Below are 17,246 nucleotides of genomic sequence, written 5' to 3'. Positions count from 1 at the left end.
CGCGGCCGGCGCCGAACGGAAGGCCGACCGCGCCGGGCGGCTGCTCCGGCGCGGTCGCGAGGCGCAAGGGCTACTTGACGACGGCGCCGACGTCCTGTTCGACCTGCTCAGCGACGCCTACCGGCACCTTGCCGTAAAGGCGGGTGCGCTCCGTGACCAGGAAATAGTCGGGCTTGCCGCTCGCCCCGGGGGGCCCCTTCACGAGCTCGGCGAAGCCGATGTCGCCAGAGCTGCCGGTGTACTCGATCCGCACCACGACCTCCTTCTGCTCCGGGGCAACGGCCACGTACTCGGTGGGACGGAGGCGGTCGAGCTTGCTCATCCAGTTGCCGACCGTCTCGTCGTTCTGCTCGGGGCTCGCCGGATCGGCCCAGAACTTCTTGCCCTGGTCGCCGCCGCGCACGACCTCGCGGCGCTTGTCCCCGGCGATGACGCGCGCCCGGGCGAGATCGACGTCCTTCCACTCGTGCAGATCCCGCTCCAGGAGCCGCGACTCCGCGGTGTCGAGATCGCGGTAGATGTCGCCCTTGATGGCGTACACCTCGCCGGTGGCCTCGTCGCGCGCGTACCGGTCCGCGCCGCCGGGCGTCGCGCCGCCGAGGACCAGCTTTCGCTCGGCGCCGCGCAGCTTGACGGTGAGCGTGCCCTCGGGCTCGGCCAGCCCGAACTCGGCCGCGCGGTCGTCCGCGATGCGGCCGATCGAGCGCAGCGCCTTCAGCGGCGCGATCGCCTCGGCGAGCTTGTTGCCGGCGGCCACCGAGACGAACGTCGTCGTCTTGACCGTCGGCTCGCGCTCCGCGGGCGGCTCGTCGTCCTGCGCCCCGTCGTCGGGGTTGTGCGGGTCCTTCGGCTTCTCGGCCGGGGGCGTCGTCTTGCGCTCCGCCGTGCCGACGAAGTAGCGGCCCTCCTTGTCCTTCTTCGCCTCGAGGACGACCGTCTTCGATTTCCCCTCGAAGGCGATGCGCTCGACGTCGTCGGCGCGGCCGGCCCAGACGGTCACGTCCGCGACCGAGAGCGCGGCCGCCTTCTCGTCGCGCGTCCAGACGAGGACCGCGAACAACGCCGCGACCACAAGAAGGCCGAGGTGCACGAAAAAGCTGCGTTCCAACCTCATGCGCGCCTCCCGCTCGCGCGCCGCCCGCGGCGCGTGATGAAGAGCCCGAGACCCAGCACCATGGCCGGCGCCACGAGGATCGTGGCCCAGAACCACACCTGGTCCTTCTCCTTCGTGTGCTCGATCCGGACGTCCTCGCTCGTCGTGATCTCCCCGGCGTAGCTCTCCTCGCCGCCGAGCCACCGGAGCGCGTCGAGCGCGAGCACGATGTTGGGTTCGTTCCTGAACGCCGCGTCGCTGAACACGTCGGCGTCGGCGACCACGAACGCGCGCAGCTCCTTCTTCTCCTTGTCGTCCCCGCCATGCGCGAGCTCCTTCGAGACCGCCGCCGCGAGGTTGTAGGCGCTGCGCTTCTCGCCGTCGGCGTCGAACTTGAAGTTGCCGTTCGCGTCGGCGAACGTCTCGCCCAGCGAGCGGACGACGAAGTCGATCTTCAGGCCATCGCCCTCGCGCTTGTCGAGCGACGACGCCCCCGGGAAGATCGTCGGCGCCTGCTGCGCGTGGCGGCTCAGCGTCGACACCGAGGCGTGCGAGGAGTACCGCGTCGTGACCAGCATCGCCTGGTCCGAGTCGTTGTAGCGCCGCCGCACGTACACCCGATCGTTCGCCAGGACCTCGGGCTTCCACGTGAGCCCGACGGCGCCGGCGAGCGGATCCAGATCGACCTTGGCGTCCGGATCGAGCGCGAGCAGGAGGTGCCCGCCCTCGTCGGCGTGCCGCTTGAGCGCCGCGACCTCCTCCGGGAGGAACGCCTTCTGCGGGCCGAGCACGATGACGACGCTCGCGTCCTTCGGGATCTCGCTGCCGAGCCCCTGGGCGAGCCCGAGGTCCTTGATGACGTAGTTCTGGGACTCGAGCAGCTTGCGGAGGTTCTTGGCCGTCCGCCCCTCGGGGGCGCTGGCCGACTCGTTCAGCTCGCCGTGGCCGACCGTCAGGTAGGCGGTGCGCTGCGGCCGGATCACCTTGAGCAGCACCTTCTGGAAGTCGGCGTCGAGGCTCTTCAGCTTGGCGCCCGCGCTCTTGATGTCGGACCCGACGGTGAGCGTCTCGCGCGAGCCGTCGCGCGAGAGCACGATGACGCCGTCTTGCGTGACCTTCGCCTCCTTGGCGAGCGCGGGGACGAGCAGGCGATCCTGCACCTCCACGGTGATCTGCGGCGACGCCGCCTTCACCTCGCGCAGGTAGCCCTCCACCTCGGCGCCGACCTCGTTCTGCTGCGGGTAGAAGGCCGTGATCTTGAGCGGCGCGGTCAGGCTCTCGGCGACGCGCTTCGTGGACTCGCCCGGGCGGGCCGTGCGGTAGTACGAGAAGTCCGCCTTGAGATCGAGCTTGCCCGCGGCGAACACGAAGAGCGCGGAGTAGACCGCGGCGAACCCGAGCGTCAGGCCCGAGAGCGTCGCGGCGCGCACCCGCCGGCCCTCGATGCGCTCGGCGCGCCGCATCGGCGCGAGCGCCGCCTCGCCGAAGAACAGCGGCACCGTCGCCATGACGAGCAGCGCGACCCAGGTGACCGTCGTGGCCGCGTCGATGCGCCCGCGCAGCTCGGGCGCGGCGCGCGAGACGCCGAGCGTGGCCTGCCCCGCGTCGGTCGTGGTGAAGTAGGCCGCCACCGCGACGACGCCGAGCGCCGACAGGATCGCGAGCGCGCGCTCGACCGCGCGGCGCTCGCCCGACTCGCGCACCGCGGTCGCGAAGCGCAGCGCGGTGACGAGGACCAGGGTCAAGAACCCGAGCCCCGACAGGGCAGTGCGGAGCCACTCGATCGTGGGCACCACGCGCTCGCCGAGGAAGAGGGCGAGGAGCGCGCCCGCGTACGCCGGGACCATCCAGCCCCCGGCGCGGAGCGCGGGCGCCCGCTCGCCGGCCGGCGGGGCCCCTCGCCCGGCGTCCGGCGGGGGCGCGGAGCCCGCTCCCTCGCCGCGGATCTCGGCCTCGTCGGCCTGAGCTTGCTTGTCGTTCACCGCCACCTCCGCGCCTTCAGGGTGTGGGTCGCGGCGAGCAGGAAGAAGTACGCGACCGCGACGTAGTACACGACGTTCTCCAGCCGGAGCACGCCGTTCAGGAACGGCTTCTGGTTGAGCGGGTAGAGGTTCAGCGCGCTCACGAAGTCGTTGAGCGGCGGCTCCGTCACGCGGGCGACGAGGAACAGGAAGCCGAGCGTGCCGATGATCGCCGCCCCGAGGATGACCGCGATGACCTGGCTCGCCGCGAGCGTCGAGGCGAAGAGCCCGATCGCGAGCGACGCGGCGCCGAGCAGCAGCACCCCGGAGTAGCCGACGAGGATGTGCCCGACGGACACCTTGCCGTTCACGAAGATGAGCAGCGGCATGTAGATCGTGATCGCCGTCATCAACGACACCAGCGCGAGCGCGGCGAGGAACTTGCCGGCGATGATCTCGCCGTCGCGCACGGGCGCGGTCTTGAGCAGGATGAGCGTCCCGCTCTCGCGCTCGCCGGCGATGAGCCGCATCGAGAGGATGAGCGCCGCGACCATCGTGATGAACGCCGTGCCGTCGAAGAACTTGAGCAGCACCTCCGCCGACAGCCGCGCGCCCGAGCCGAGCGCCGCGACCTGGAAATAGATGCCGTCGATGAGCAGCGCAGCGGCAGCGACGACGTACCCGAGCGGTGATCTCAGGTACGCGGACAGCTCCCGCCGCGCGACGAGCAATGTCCCTCTCATGTCTCGCCCTCGCCTTCCTCCGCCTGCTCCTCCGCAGGGGCCTTCCTTGCGTCGCCGCCGGCGCTCGCCCCGCCGGCCGCGGCGGACCTGTCCTTCGCCCCGGGCATCGCGCGCGTCGCGAGCCGCAGGAACACCGACTCGAGCTCGCGCTCGCTCCGCTTCACCTCGAGGATGCCGATGCCCGCCTGCACGAGCTCGGCGCACAGCGCCGCGCGCACGTCGCGGTCGGCCTCGACCGCGAAGCTCACGACGTCGCTCCCCGGCTCGGTCGTGGTGAGCCGCTCGACGGACGTGACGCCCTCGACCGCGCGCGCGATGTCGAGCGCCCCCGCCGCCTCGCCGCGGCCCGCGCCCCCGGCCGCGGGGCCGCGCACCGTGAGCTCGATCCGGACGCCGTGGAGCAGCTTGGCCGAGAGCTCCTGCTCGGTCCCCTGCGCGCCGATCTCGCCGTCCCGGATCACGAGGATGCGATCGCACGTCTCGCTGATCTCGGAGAGGATGTGGCTGGAGAGCAGGATCGTGTGCTTGCCGCGCAGGCTCCGGAGCAGGGCGCGCATCTCGACGATCTGCACGGGATCCAGGCCGCTGATCGGCTCGTCCAGGACGAGCAGCCGCGGCTTGTGCACGATCGCCTGCGCGATGCCGACGCGCTGCTTGAAGCCGTGGGACAGCGAGCTGATGGGATCCGCCGCCACGTCGTCGAGCTGCGTCACCGCGAGCGCCTCGGCCACCCGCGCGTCGGCCGCGCCGGCGTCGACGCCGCGAAGGCGCGCCGCGAAGTGGAGGAAGGCGCGCACGCTCATCTCGTCGTAGAGCGGCGGCCTGTCGGGGAGGTATCCGATGCGGGACCGCACCTCGTGGGGGTGGTCGACGACATCCAGTCCGTCCACGAGGACACGGCCCGCGGACGGGAGCAGATCGCAGGCGAGGATCCTGAGCGTCGTCGTCTTGCCCGCGCCGTTCAGGCCGAGCAGACCGACGATCTCTCCCGCCTCGATCGAGAACGACAGGGGCCCGATGGCCTTCCGGTCGCCGTAGTACTTGTATAGGTCGCTGATTTCGATCACGGCCGTGCACCCCTCCGCGAAGGGAAGAAGCTCTCCGCGCCGGCGATTCGGACACCGCAGAGCGCGGCGGCCCAGGCGCCAGCGGCCCCTTACAACAGCGGGAGGCGGAAATCATTCCCGACGCGGCGCGCGCGGGGGGCTCTCCCTCCAGACGCATCGAGGGGGACACCCGGTGAAGCGGTGAGCGAAGCGACCAGGACGTGATGGATCTCAGCCTGCAGCGCGGTGGGATCGTCGATCCGGCCGCGCTCGCCCCGCCGTCAGCAGTGCTCGGCGATGATCGCCCAGCAGGCGTCCGCGAACTCGCGGTACGTCGATCGGTCGAGCGTCGCCTGCGTCACGGGCATCACATCCTGGTGCTCGGCGAGCATCGGGCGCAGCGCGCCCTCGATGTCCGCGCTCGTCTCGATCCACAGGAACTCTTCGATGCCGTCGGTGATCTGGCCGCGGATGAGCTTCGGCACCTCGCTCAGGCGGACCTTCTTCGGGCTCCGCCGCGCGATCGACGAGGCGATCTGCTCGGCGTGCGCCGGCCACCGCTTGAGCGCGTTGTGGAACGTGGAGCCGACGAGCCGGAGGATCTGCTGCGCGAGCCTCGCCACGCGCGGGCGCTGCACGCGCTCCTCGTTCTCCGCCACCATCGCCAGGTAGTCGTCGCTCAGGAGCTTGCGCAGGTCGCTCGAGAGGATCTGCTGCGACTCCGGCGTCATCCGCAGATCCGCGACGTGCGCGAGGAAGATGTCCCGCAGCATGGTCAGCCGCGCCGTGACCGAGCCGGTCGGGGTCGTGTCGAGGATCTCGGCGAGCGGGTCGATCAGCCGGCGCCCGAAGGTGGTGAGGATGTGATCGAGGATCCGCTTCTGGTGCTGCTTGTGGCCGAGCACGGACAGCGCGCGCGCGATGTGCGCCTTGCTCGGCGCGTCGACGAGGATCTCCAGCGGCTGGTCCTGCGGCTTCCCCTCGTACATGCGCAGCGACGCGAACATCTCGCGGAACGCGTCCGCCGCGGCCGCCCCCTCGCCCGACTCGCCGTAGACCCGGATGACGAGCCCCGAGTCGGGACCGGCGTCGAACAGCCGCCGGAGCTCTTCCCGGATGTCCTCGTCCGTGACGAGCGGCCCCGGAGGGAGCGATTTCCCGCGTGGATCCATGAGCGTCCAGCCTACGGCAAAGCGCAGCGTACCTGAACCTCTGTGCCCCGAGAAAGCGAGCGCCGGGTGCACGCTGCGTGGGCGGAGGTAGGATGTCCAGATGGGTGGCCTGGATGTCCAGATGAGGGGTCTGGATGTCCAGATGAAGGGTCTGGATGTCCAGATGAGGGGTCTGGATGTCCAGATGAGCGGCCTGGATGTCCAGACGAAGGGCCGGCGCCCGCGAGCCCCGTCCGATCAGATGAAGACGACGGGTTGCTCCCAGATCGCGAGGACGATGCAGCCCTCGGCGCTCGAGACGCTGTGGCGGCTGCCCGGGATGTTCACCACGAGCGTGCCGGCGCGGTGGTGCCCGCGCTCATCCGACTGCGATCCCGCGAGCACGAGGATGTGCTCATGGCCGCGATGGACGTGCTGCGGCACGGATGCGCCCGGCGCGTAGCGCAGGAGCGCTGCCGAGGCGCCCGCCTCGACGTTGCCGTGGAGGCGGTGAATATCGACGCCGTCCCGGAAGCGCCGCCAGGGGACCGACTCCGGTTGAGCGATCATGGCCGCCACATTCGCAATGATGAACGGCAACTGCACAGGCATCGAATCTCGCGCAGCTGCTGGAATGGTAGATGTCATCGCGAATCTCCAGTGTTGATGGAACCATGCCACGGCGCGCCGTGCGCACTCAACAGGTATCAATCGACGCGCGAAAAATTCACGCGTGGGAAAAGTTCCAGAAATGAGGAGTCGCGTACACATTGAGAGCGTGAAGAGCACCTCGAGAAGTCCTCTGTTCCCTTCGGCCGATGCGCCGCGCGGCCAGCGCTTCCTCGCCGTCTTCCGCCCACTGCTCCTCTCGTTCTCGCTCCTGCCATCGGCCGGCTGCAGCAAGGAGGGGTCGAGCGATCAGCCGCTCACGGTGGGCTTCATCTACGTCGGCCCCAGGGACGACTACGGCTACAACCAGGCGCACGCCGAGGGGGCCGCCGCGCTCGCCAAGCTGGCCGGCGTGAAGACCCGTGAGGAGGAGAACGTCCCCGAGACGGTCGCCGTGCAGAAGACGCTCGAGAGCATGATCAACCTCGATGGCGCGACGGTGATCTTCCCGACGTCCTTCGGCTACTTCGATCCGCACATCCTCAAGGTGGCGGAGAAGTTCCCGGACAGGATCTTCCTCCATTGTGGCGGCCTCTACGACGGGTCGAAGCACCCGAGCAACGTCGGCAGCTATTTCGGTTACATCGACGAAGCCGAGTACGTGTCCGGCGTCGTCGCGGGGATGACGACGAAGAGCGGCAAGCTCGGGTTCATCGCGGCGAAGCCGATCCCGCAGGTGCTCCGCAACATCAACGCCTTCACGCTGGGCGCCCGGAGCGTGAACCCGAGCGTGACGACGGCCGTGATCTTCACCGGCGACTGGTCGATGCCCGTCAAGGAGGCGGAGGCGGCCAACAGCCTCATCGATCAGGGCGTCGACGTCCTGACCGCCCACGTGGACTCGCCGAAGGTGATCATCGAGCTCGCGGAGCGGCGCGGCGCGTTCAGCACCGGCTACCACACGAACCAGGCGACGCTCGCCCCGAAGGGGTACCTGACCGGCGCCGAGTGGAACTGGTCCAAGGTCTACACCGACTACATGACGTTCATCCGCGAGGGGAAGCCGTATCCGCACCTCCTGCGCGGCGGCTTCAAGGAGGGGTACATCAAGATCTCACCCTATGGCCCCGCCGTCTCCGAGGAGGCGAAGAAGAAGGCCGAGGAGGCGAAGGCGAAGCTCACGGAGGGCACGCTCACCATCTTTCAGGGGCCCATCATGAACAATGAGGGCAAGGTGGTGATCGCCGATTCGGTCGCGCAGCAGCAGACCGACATCGCGCTCGAGAGCATGGACTATCTCGTAGCCGGCGCCCTCGGCTCCACCCACTAGAGCGGTGGCCACCCGCTTCGGATACGGGCCCATCTCGACGTTTTCGGTGCTCAGCGCACAGGAGTGCGCTTCCGCGCCGAAAACGCCGATCTGGGCCCGTCTCCTGTGCGGGTGACCACCGCTCTGGAACGGGGATCGAGCCGCCGCTCTGGAAGCGGTATCGAGCAGCCGCTCTGGAACGGGCGTCGATCAGAGCGCTTCGAGGACGGCGGCGGCGGGGGCGGTCCAGCCGACGATCGCGCCCTGGGCGCGGACCATCTCCAGCGTCGCCGCCTTGAACTCGGGGAAATAGCTCTCGGTGGCGTCCTCGATCAACAGGCACTCGTAGCCGCGATCGTTCGCCTCGCGCATCGTGGTCTGGACGCAGACCTCGGTGGTCACGCCGGCGATGATCAGGTGGGAAACGCCGAGCGCCGCCAGCCTGGCGTCGAGGCCCGTCCGGTAGAAGGCGCCTTTTCCGGGCTTCGGTACGACGAGCTCCCCGGGCGCCGGCGCGAGCTCGGGCACGAAGTCGTTGCCCGGCTCGCCAAGGACCAGGATGCGCCCCATCGGCCCGACATCGCCGATGCGCATCCCAGGAGCGCCCCGGCCCCGCTTCGCGGGGGGGCAGTCCGAGAGATCCAGCCTGTGACCCTCCTTCGTGTGGATGATGGGCAGGCCGTGGTCGCGGAACGCGTCGAGCACGCGCCGGACCGTCGGCACGATGCGCTGGAGCCGCTCGACGTCGTTCCCGAGCGCCGCGCCGAAGCCGCCGGGCTCGAGGAAGTCGCGCTGCATGTCGATGACGAGCAGCGCCACGGCGTCCCGATCGGCGGCGCGGAAGGGGTACGGCCTCGCCGCGATCTCCAGGGGCCGCGCCGTCATCGGTGCCCCGCCATCGCGCGGCCGATCTCCGCGACGTCGGCCGAAGCGATCGGCGACTCGTGGACGATGCGGCCTTCGCTCATCACGAGGACACGGTCGGCCATGGCGAAGATCTCGTCGAGATCCGCGCTCACGAGGAGGACGGCGGTCCCGCGGTCGCGCGCCTTCAGGATGCGGGCGCGGATCTCGGCCACGGCCGCGAAGTCGAGCCCGAAGCAGGGGTTTGCGGCGACGAGGAGCTCGATGTCCTCGTCCATGCCGAGCTCGCGCGCGAGGACGGCGCGCTGCACGTTGCCGCCGGAGAGCTTGCCTATCGGGGCGTCGACCGAGGGCGCCTTGACGGCGTACTCCGCGGCGAGGCGCTCGGCCGACCGCCTCAGCGCCGCCCGGCTCACGCCCCAGCGGAGCCTCGTGAAGGGCGGCCTGTCGAAGACGCGGAACCCGATGTTCTCGGCGACCGACATCGCGGGGACGCAGGCGTTGCGCAGCGGCTCCTCGGGCAGGCACCGCACCCGGTGCCGCTGGATCTGCGCGCGCCCGGCGCCGTACGGCTCGCCATGGACGAGCACGTTGCCTGCCCGCGCGGGCCGCTGCCCGGCGAGCACCTCGACGAGCTCCTCCTGCCCGTTGCCGGAGACGCCGGCGATGCCGACGATCTCGCCGCGGCGGACCGTGAGCGTCACGCCGTCGAGCGCCGGCCGCCCGCGATCGTCGCTCGCGGCGAGCCCCTCGACGCGCAGGATCGGCTCGCCGGCGGGCGCGTCGCCGCGCGCCGCGGAGACCTGCGCCGGCTGCGCGCCGACCATCATCTCGGCCATCGCCGCCGGCGTGAGGTCCTTGACCTTGCCCCGGCCGGCGACCCGGCCGCGCCGCAGCACCGTGACCTCGTCGGCGAACGCCGTCACCTCGCGGAACTTGTGCGAGATCATGAGCACGCTGATCCGCTGCTCGTCGGCCATGCACCGGAGCATCCCGAGCACCTCGTCGGCCTCCCCGGGCGTGAGGACCGAGGTCGGCTCGTCGAGGATGACGATCCTGCTGCCGAGGTAGAGCTGCTTCAGGATCTCGAGCTTCTGCTTCTCGCCCGCGGCGAGCGCGCGGACGGTCCGCTCCGGATCGAGCCGGAAGGGCATGCGCCCCATGAACGCGCGGATCGCCTCGCGCTCCCTGCGCCAGTCGATCACGAGGGGGAGCGACGCGCGCGCGAGCACGAGGTTCTCGGCGACCGTCATGTTCATCACGAGGGTGAAGTGCTGGTAGACCATGCCGATCCCCAGCGCCTGCGCGTCGCGCGGGCTCCTGATGGACAGGGCCGCGTCGCCGACCCTCACCTCGCCAGCGTCGGCCTGGTGATAGCCCATGATGCACTTGACCAGCGTGCTCTTGCCGGCGCCGTTCTCGCCGAGGAGCGCGTGGAAGCTCCCGGGCGCGAGGCGCAGCGAGACGTCGTCGAGCGCGAGAAACGGCCCGAACCGCTTCGTGATCCCCGCGGCGGAGAGCGCCGGCGGCGGCGTGGGGGGCCCGGGCTCCCGGGCGGCGGCGCGGGGCGGCCTCGCCGCGGGGCTCGTGAAGACGCGCGGGTCCATGGTCACGGGAGCGCCTCCAGCAGCGCGGCGGAGGTCGAGACCGCGCCGAACACGCCGTTCTGCATCTTGATCATCTTCAGCGCGGCGGCGTGGTTGCCAGGATCCGTGGCCGCGCAGCAGTCGGAGAGCAGCAGGCACTCGTACCCGCGGTCGTTCGCCTCGCGCATGGTGGTGTGCACGCAGACGTCCGTCGTGATCCCCGCGAGGATCAGGTTCTCGATGCGGCGCTGGCGGAGGATGAGATCGAGATCCGTCGCGCAGAACGAGCCCTTGCCCGGCTTGTCGATGATCGGCTCGCCGGGCAGGGGCGCGAGCTCCGGGATGATCTCCCACCCGGGCTCTCCGCGGACGAGCACGCGCCCGCACGGCCCGGGATCGCCGATGCCCACGCCCGCGCCGCGCCCGCCGTCGGTCCGGCGGGAGCGCCACCGCTTGTTCGCCGGGAGATCGGAGAGGTCCGGCCGGTGCCCCTCGCGCGTGTGCAGGACGTGATAGCCGCGGCGGCGCAGCTCCGCGAGCGCGCGCTGGATCGGCGCGATGCACGCCCGCGTCAGGGATACGTCGTAGCCGAGCAGGTCGATGTACCCGCCCTTCCCGCAGAAGTCGGTCTGCATGTCGATGACGATCAGGGCCGTCGTCTCGGGGCGGAGCGCGCCGTTGTAAGGCCAGGCGTAGGGATCAGCGGCCACGTAGGGCATGGGTCGAGTCCTCCTGTCATTCAGCGTTTCGCTCGTCTCGTGCGTTTCGCTCGTCTCGCGGGGCTCGCTCCTTTCGCTTCTCTGTTACGGTTCACGCGGTTCGTCCGGCGCGCGCGATCAGCGCGCGAGCGCGAGCTCGGCGGGCTGATCGCGCAGGGTCTGGGTCGCGGAGCTCGCCGCGACCATGATGGCCAGCGTCACGATGTACGGCGCGGCGTTGAAGAGGTGGTATCCCCAGGTGATCCCCACGGACTGGAGCGCCGGCCCGAGGGCGCTCGCGCCGCCGAAGAGCAGCGAAGCGAAGAGGCAGCGCACCGGGTTCCAGCGCGCGAAGATGACGAGGGCGACGGCCATGAGCCCCTGTCCGCTCGAGAGCCCCTCGTTCCAGCTGCCGGGGTAAAAGAGCGAGAGGAACGAGCCGCCGACGCCGGCGAGGAAGCCGCCGGCCATGGTCGCGCGCCGCCGGACCAGGTTCACGTCGACCCCCATCGCGCGGGCGCTGTCGGCGCTCTCGCCCACGGTGCGGAGCACGAGCCCGAAGCGGGTGCGGTCGAGCGCCCAGCGCAGGAGCGGGGCGAGCGCGGCCCCGATGAGGAAGAGCGCGTTCACCTGGAGCGCGGAGCGGACCTGGGGGAGATCGCTGAAGAAGCCGAGCGATATCGCGGGCAGGCGGGGCGCCGTCGGCTGGATGAGCGGCTTGCCGAGGAAGAAGGCGAGGCCGACGCCGAAGAGCATGAGCGCGATGCCGACGGCGATGTCGTTGACGCGCGGCTTCGAGCACAGCCACGCGTGCAGCGCGCCGAGCGCGGCGCCGATGGCGCCGGCGGCGAGCACGCCGAGCCAGGCAGAGCCGGTGAGGTACGAGACGCCATAACCTCCCATCGCGCCCATGACGAGCGTGCCCTCCAGGCCGAGGTTCACGCGGCCGCTCTTCTCGGTGAGGCACTCGCCGAGGCTCACGAAGAGGAATGGCGTGCTGATGCGGATGGCCCCGGCGGCGACCGCGAGGGGGATGCCCCAGAGACCGAGCGCAGCTGCGTCGTTCATCATGCCACCGAGGGCGCCGGAGCCGCCTGACGGACCTTGGGCTCGCGGGCAGCGAGGGAACGGCCATAAAGCGTCTCGCTGGCGAGGATCGCGATGAACAGGATCCCCTGGAGCACGCTCACCGTCGCGTCGGGGAGCCGCGCCGTCCGCTGCAGCAGGCCGCCGCTCGCGCCGATGCCGCCGAGCAGGAGGGCGACCGGCATGATCGCGAGCGGGTTGTGGCGCGCGATGAACGCGACGAGGACGCCGGTGTAGCCATAGCCGCTGATCAGCGACGCGTTGGCCCGGCCGTGGACCGCCGCGACCTCCACCATGCCGGCGAGCCCGGCGCACGCTCCGGCGAGCGCGCAGGTGAGCACGACGAGGCGCTTGACCGGCAGTCCGGCGAGGAGCGCCGCGCGGACGTTGCCGCCGCTCATCGCCGCGCCGAAGCCGAACGTCGTCCGGTGCATCAGCACATAACAGAGCGCGCAGGCGAGCACCCCGTAGGCGAGGCCCCAGTGGACCTCGAGGCCGGGCAGGCTCCCGAGCGCGTTCTCGGCGCCGATGGAGGCGGTCGAGGGCTTGTTGAGGCTCGCCGGGTCGCGCAGCGCGCCCTCGACGAGGTGGTTCAGGATCGCGATCCCGATGTAGTTGAGGAGGAGGCTGCTGATCGTCTCGCTCACGCCGCGGTAGACGCGCAGCGCGCCGGCGAGGCCGATCCAGAGCGCCCCGGCGGCGAGCCCGGAGACGAGCATCGCGGCGAGCACGGCGGCGGGCGGCGCGCCCCACGCCCGTGCGGCCAGCGCCGCCGACGCGGCCGAGAGCCCGCCCATGGCGAGCGCGCCCTCGCCGCCGATGACGATCAGGCCGAGGCGCGCCGGCAGCGCCGTGCAGAGCGCGGTCAGCATGAGCGGCGCGGCCCGAAGGAGGGTGTTCTGGAGCGAGAACCACGTGCCGAAGGCGCCGCGGACCATGTCGTGATAGACGCTCAAGGGGTTCACCCCCTGGGCGGCCACGAACGCGCCGAACACGAGGAGCGAGGCCGCGAGGGCCCCGAGGGGGATGGCGATCGCTTCGGTCGTCTCACGCCCGAGCAGCCCGTGCGAGATGACTTTCACGCTGCCGAGGATAAGGCCTCCATTATTTCCACGCGTTTTCGGGGAGCTTGCTTGTCGTGACAGGACGGACAGGGCGGGCGCCTCGCGCCGGGACGACCCGCTCCGGCCTGCGAGCGACGCGCCGTTGTCATGACGTGCGACACCCCGGGGGCTCACCGGGTCGAGTGACGCCGTGGTGTGGTGGCCGCGCTGCGATGTGGCGATAGCGCTGCGATGTGGTGGCCGCGGCGACCGCGAACGGTTCGCACAGCGCGGCGGTCTCCGCCTTGCACTCGCCGTCCGCAAACCCCTGACCGGAGGTAACGCTGTCATGCGGTTCGAACGAACGATCTTGTTCCTGCTCGGCGCCGGTGTCCTCGTGGCGTCCCGCCCCGCGGCTTCGGCGGAGCTGACCTGCTCGTCGAGCGCGACCCTGGAGGCGCTCGTGACGTGCATTCGCGATCAGATGCCCGGCAGGGACTCAGGCATCTTCGTCACCCCGAGCTCGACGCAGCTGGCCGCGTGGCGGAGCGTCGTTCGCACCATGATGGGCGGCAGCTGCAAGTTCGTGCTGCCGTCCAGCCTGTCGTCTTCTGCGCAGATCCGGCTCCTCCGCGACGTCAACAATGGACGAAGATACTGTGTGCTCATGGAGGTCGGCGATCGGAACAGCGACGGAACCGTCGATCTCGGGCTGGGCACGTTCATCGTGGACGCGGCCGCGGAGCGGGAGCTCGCTCATTCGGCGCCGCATGCGACAGCGGACCTGGAGACGGAGATCCAGGCCGTCAGCCTCTTCAAGGCGACGAGATCCCGCAGCTTCCTGATGGCCGGCGCTCACCGCGATGCGAGCTTCACCGACAGCGTTTGCCAGAGCTCGACCATGGTCTCGGACGTGGCCCACAACGTGGCGAACGCGTTTCACGCGACGTACCTGGAGCTCGCGGCCTTTTATGGAGCGAGGCCCTGGTGGGGCATTCAGTGGCATGGCATGGCGAGAGATACCTGCGCGGAGGACGTGTTCGCCTCGCATGGCATGGATGTCGCCCCCGTCTCGGGTGACAAGATACTGGAGCTCAAGCGCAACTTGCTGGCCGAGAAGCCCACCTGGCGGGTCGGCGTCCCCGGCAGCAGCGATTGTTCGCTGAACGCGACGACCAACGTTCAAGGCAGGCTCCTCAACTTCGTCTCGGCGAGCCGCGTCTGTGGTCGCTCCGCCACGAGCTACAGCGGACGCTTCGTGCACATCGAGCAAGATCCGGCCTTCCGCCTCGCGGACACCTGGATCAATGCGGTCAAGGCGACCTGGCCATGAGCGCCGCTCCTCGGCCGCGCGCTGCGGAGCGAGCCTGGCAATGAGATGAGGAACGCATCGATCTCGTTCGCGCGATCATGTCGTGCGCGTCGTGCGCGTCGTGGAAGATGTGCTGGAGATTTCGCGTCGCGTTAAGGCCGCCCGGGTGAGCAGCGACGCGCGAATTCACGTTTTGCCTCGGAAACGGCGGAATGTTTCAACGGTAACGAAGTAAATGCATTGCCATTGGTACGGTGACGTGTGCGCACGATCTGCATATGCTCGCCGTCATGACATTGCCCCGTGTCCCACTACGCTCTCTGGGTGTCGTCGCTGCCGGTGCCGTCCTCGTCGTGGCGACAGCCGCGTCGTGCGGTGGAGGTGGCTCGAGCGCGTCCTCGTCGGACGGCGGATCGGGGCCTGGCGGCGCCGGTGCCGGAACAGGAACAGGAGCCGGAGCCGGAGCAAGCCAGGGCCCTGCGAGCAGCTCGTCGTCAGGGGCGGGCACCGGCGGCGCGCCACCCGCGGTCGGCTCCGGCGGCAGCGAAGGCGGCGGCCCGCCGGCGCACGTGCCGGGCGAGCCGATCTCCATCCCGGCTCAGGCGTGGAGCAGGGGTATCACGGACGGCGTCTACGAGGACGGCGCGCCCATCGGCGGCTTCGGGGCCGGGACGATCACGTGGCGGTTCGACGGCAGGTTCTACAAGGGGCGCCTCGATATCGGGAGCAATGACCAGAACGTCGACGGCAACGCGGGCTTCTTCATGTACCAGAAGGCCGAAGGGGGCGACGCGCAGACGAAGCGACTCGACAAGGACGGCCTGGGCCAGGGGCAGGCGACGTACTCCTCGCTCTTTCCGCGCTCGTGGGTCGATTACCACGGCGCGGCATTCCCCTGCAAAGCGAAGGTCGAACAATACAGCCCCATCATCCCGGGAGACTACAAGAAATCCAGCTATCCGGTCGGCGTCTATCGGTGGGAGATCACGAATCCGACCGGCGCGCCTTGCGACGTCGCCGTGATGCTGACCTGGAAGAACGATCACGGCGGCAATGGCGCCATGGTGCAGACCTCCGGCGACGACGTCGGCCTGGTCCTCACGCGCGGCGGAGGGGCGGCGAGCTCCGAGGGGCACGGGGAGTTCACGCTCGCCAGCCGGAACGCGCCGGGCGTGGTCGTCTCGTACCAGTCCGCCGACAGCGTCGCCGCCCTGCAGAGCGAGCTCGCCAACGACGGCGCGCTCGCCAACACGACGGGAGGGCACGCGCTCGGGGCGATCGCGTTCAAGGCCACGGTGGAGCCGGGGAAGAGCGTCACTGTGCCGATCGTGCTCGCGTGGGATATCCCCGTCACGCAGGCGGGCTCGGGGGACAGGTGGTACCGCGCGTACACGCGCCACTTCGGGCGGACGGGGAACGCCTCGTGGACGATCGCGGCGGAGGCGCTCGCCGAGCACGAGCCGTGGCTCTGGGCGATCCAGGACTGGCAGGCGAGCGTGCTCGACGATCCAAAGTACCCGGAGTGGCTCAAGGGCGCTCTGTTCAACGAGCTCTACTACTATGCCATCGCGGGCACGTACTGGGAGGCCGGCGCGGCGTCCGGCCAGCCGGACGACCCGGACGAGGACATGTTCACCAGCCTCGAGTCGTACATCTACCCGTTCTACGGGACGTCGGACGTGCGCTTTTACGGCTCATGGGCCCTGTTCTCGCTCTGGCCGGACATCGACAAGCAGGAGGTGCGGCAGTTCTGCGACAGCGTGACGACCACGCGCTCCGACAGGCCGCGCGCGCTCGGGACGACCGCGCACGATTTCGGAGACACCGACAGCGTCTTCCGCAAGTGGAACGCGTACACGTACCGCGACTCGACCAACTGGAAGGATCTCAACTCCAAGCTGGTCCTGATGGTCTATCGCGACTGGGCGCTCACCGGGAAGACCGACAAGGAGTTCCTCGATTACTGCTGGCCCGCCGTGAAGATGGCGATGCAGAAGGTGAAGGGCCAGGACGGCGACGGGGACGGGCTTCCGGAGAGCAACGGCATCGATCAGACGTACGACGACATGGATCTTCACGGCAACACCGCGTACTGCGGGGGCCTCTTCATTGCCGCCAGCGAGGCCGCGAAGGAGCTGGCGACCGCGGTCGGTGATGCCTCGCTCGCGGGCACCTACCAGACGTGGGCCGAGCAGTCCAAGGGCGGCTTCGAGTCGAAGCTCTGGACGGGCTCGTATTACAAGATCGACACGGGGAGCCGGGACACGAGCCGGATCATGTCGGACCAGCTCGCGGGCCAGTGGTACGCCCGCGCCCTCGGGCTGCCGCCGATCGTCGACCCGAGCCACGCCGTGTCGGCGTTCACGAAGATCTACGAGAACAACTTCAAGCGGTTCGACGGCGGGACCCGCGGCGTCGTCAACGTCATGACCGCCAGTGGCTCGGTCGACGGGACGAGCAACCAGACGCGGGAGTGCTGGGTGGGCACGTCCTGGGGCGTGGTGGCCGGCATGATCCAGGAGGGGCTCGCCGCGCAGGCCGGCGAGATCGGCGCGAGCCTGGTCGACACGATCTGGAAGACCGACGGCCTGTGGTTCCGCACGCCGGAGGCATGGGAGGGCAACGGCAGCATCCGCGCGCCCTACTACATGCGGGCCACGACGCTGTGGGCGGCGAAGCATGCGTACGACATCGCGCCGTAGACGCGCGATATCGCCCTCGCGAACACGACGTCGCTCCCGGCGC

General features: G+C 70.0%; 14 protein-coding genes. 3 read left to right on the top strand and 11 right to left on the bottom strand.

All coding sequences use genetic code 11. From position 1 onward, the window contains the following. Positions 1-70: 70 nt before the first annotated feature. The 6 genes from WMF27_RS22200 to WMF27_RS22175 all read right to left on the bottom strand — a co-directional run bounded on the left by WMF27_RS22200 (position 71) and on the right by WMF27_RS22175 (position 6,564). Complete coding sequence (locus WMF27_RS22200; RefSeq protein ID WP_437766894.1) at positions 71-1,114, bottom strand: DUF4340 domain-containing protein; 1,044 nt, start codon at positions 1,112-1,114, stop codon at positions 71-73. Continuing rightward, a complete protein-coding gene (locus tag WMF27_RS22195; protein ID WP_437766895.1) occupies positions 1,111-3,075 on the bottom strand; it encodes a Gldg family protein in 1,965 nt (654 codons plus the stop codon). The genes WMF27_RS22200 and WMF27_RS22195 overlap by 4 nt, the downstream gene beginning before the upstream one ends. Further along, a complete protein-coding gene (locus WMF27_RS22190) occupies positions 3,072-3,797 on the bottom strand; it encodes an ABC transporter permease (protein ID WP_437766896.1) in 726 nt (241 codons plus the stop codon). The genes WMF27_RS22195 and WMF27_RS22190 overlap by 4 nt, the downstream gene beginning before the upstream one ends. Then, on the bottom strand, positions 3,794-4,864 hold the full coding sequence (locus tag WMF27_RS22185; RefSeq protein ID WP_437766897.1) for an ABC transporter ATP-binding protein: 1,071 nt from the start codon (positions 4,862-4,864) through the stop codon (positions 3,794-3,796). The genes WMF27_RS22190 and WMF27_RS22185 overlap by 4 nt, the downstream gene beginning before the upstream one ends. Before the next feature lie 260 nt (positions 4,865-5,124). Next, complete coding sequence (locus WMF27_RS22180) at positions 5,125-6,015, bottom strand: hypothetical protein (RefSeq protein WP_437766898.1); 891 nt, start codon at positions 6,013-6,015, stop codon at positions 5,125-5,127. Between the two features lie 237 nt (positions 6,016-6,252). Further along, on the bottom strand, positions 6,253-6,564 hold the full coding sequence (locus WMF27_RS22175) for a cupin domain-containing protein (RefSeq protein ID WP_437766899.1): 312 nt from the start codon (positions 6,562-6,564) through the stop codon (positions 6,253-6,255). Positions 6,565-6,874: 310 nt separating this feature from the next. Between WMF27_RS22175 and WMF27_RS22170 the strand changes: the two genes are divergently transcribed. Next, on the top strand, positions 6,875-7,933 hold the full coding sequence (locus tag WMF27_RS22170; RefSeq protein ID WP_437769815.1) for a BMP family ABC transporter substrate-binding protein: 1,059 nt from the start codon (positions 6,875-6,877) through the stop codon (positions 7,931-7,933). 189 nt (positions 7,934-8,122) lie between these two features. Here WMF27_RS22170 and WMF27_RS22165 read toward each other — a convergent pair whose 3' ends face one another. The 5 genes from WMF27_RS22165 to WMF27_RS22145 all read right to left on the bottom strand — a co-directional run bounded on the left by WMF27_RS22165 (position 8,123) and on the right by WMF27_RS22145 (position 13,228). After that, a complete protein-coding gene (locus WMF27_RS22165) occupies positions 8,123-8,797 on the bottom strand; it encodes a cysteine hydrolase family protein (protein ID WP_437766900.1) in 675 nt (224 codons plus the stop codon). Then, positions 8,794-10,383 (bottom strand): ABC transporter ATP-binding protein, encoded by a 1,590-nt coding sequence (locus tag WMF27_RS22160; RefSeq protein ID WP_437769816.1) that lies wholly within the window; start codon positions 10,381-10,383, stop codon positions 8,794-8,796. The genes WMF27_RS22165 and WMF27_RS22160 overlap by 4 nt, the downstream gene beginning before the upstream one ends. 2 nt (positions 10,384-10,385) lie before the next feature. Continuing rightward, a complete protein-coding gene (gene biuH / locus WMF27_RS22155) occupies positions 10,386-11,081 on the bottom strand; it encodes a biuret amidohydrolase (protein ID WP_437766901.1) in 696 nt (231 codons plus the stop codon). 117 nt (positions 11,082-11,198) lie between these two features. Further along, on the bottom strand, positions 11,199-12,128 hold the full coding sequence (locus WMF27_RS22150) for an ABC transporter permease (RefSeq protein ID WP_437769817.1): 930 nt from the start codon (positions 12,126-12,128) through the stop codon (positions 11,199-11,201). Further along, the gene (locus WMF27_RS22145; RefSeq protein WP_437766902.1) at positions 12,128-13,228 is read right to left on the bottom strand and encodes an ABC transporter permease; all 1,101 of its coding nucleotides are present in this window, start codon (positions 13,226-13,228) and stop codon (positions 12,128-12,130) included. Before WMF27_RS22145 ends, WMF27_RS22150 begins: the two co-directional genes overlap by 1 nt. A 310-nt stretch (positions 13,229-13,538) precedes the next feature. Here WMF27_RS22145 and WMF27_RS22140 point away from each other — a divergent pair, with 310 nt between their 5' ends. Beyond that, the gene (locus tag WMF27_RS22140; protein ID WP_437766903.1) at positions 13,539-14,522 is read left to right on the top strand and encodes a hypothetical protein; all 984 of its coding nucleotides are present in this window, start codon (positions 13,539-13,541) and stop codon (positions 14,520-14,522) included. 269 nt (positions 14,523-14,791) lie between these two features. Then, positions 14,792-17,203 carry a GH116 family glycosyl hydrolase gene (locus tag WMF27_RS22135; protein ID WP_437766904.1) on the top strand — a complete coding sequence of 804 codons (2,412 nt, stop codon included), beginning with the start codon at positions 14,792-14,794 and terminating at the stop codon, positions 17,201-17,203. The last annotated feature ends 43 nt before the right edge of the window (positions 17,204-17,246 follow it).

Source organism: Sorangium sp. So ce281, from assembly GCF_051527395.1.
GTDB lineage: Bacteria > Myxococcota_A > Polyangia > Polyangiales > Polyangiaceae > Sorangium > Sorangium cellulosum_B.
Note: the sequence above shows the minus strand (reverse complement) of the source record. Positions and strands in the feature narration are given on the sequence as shown.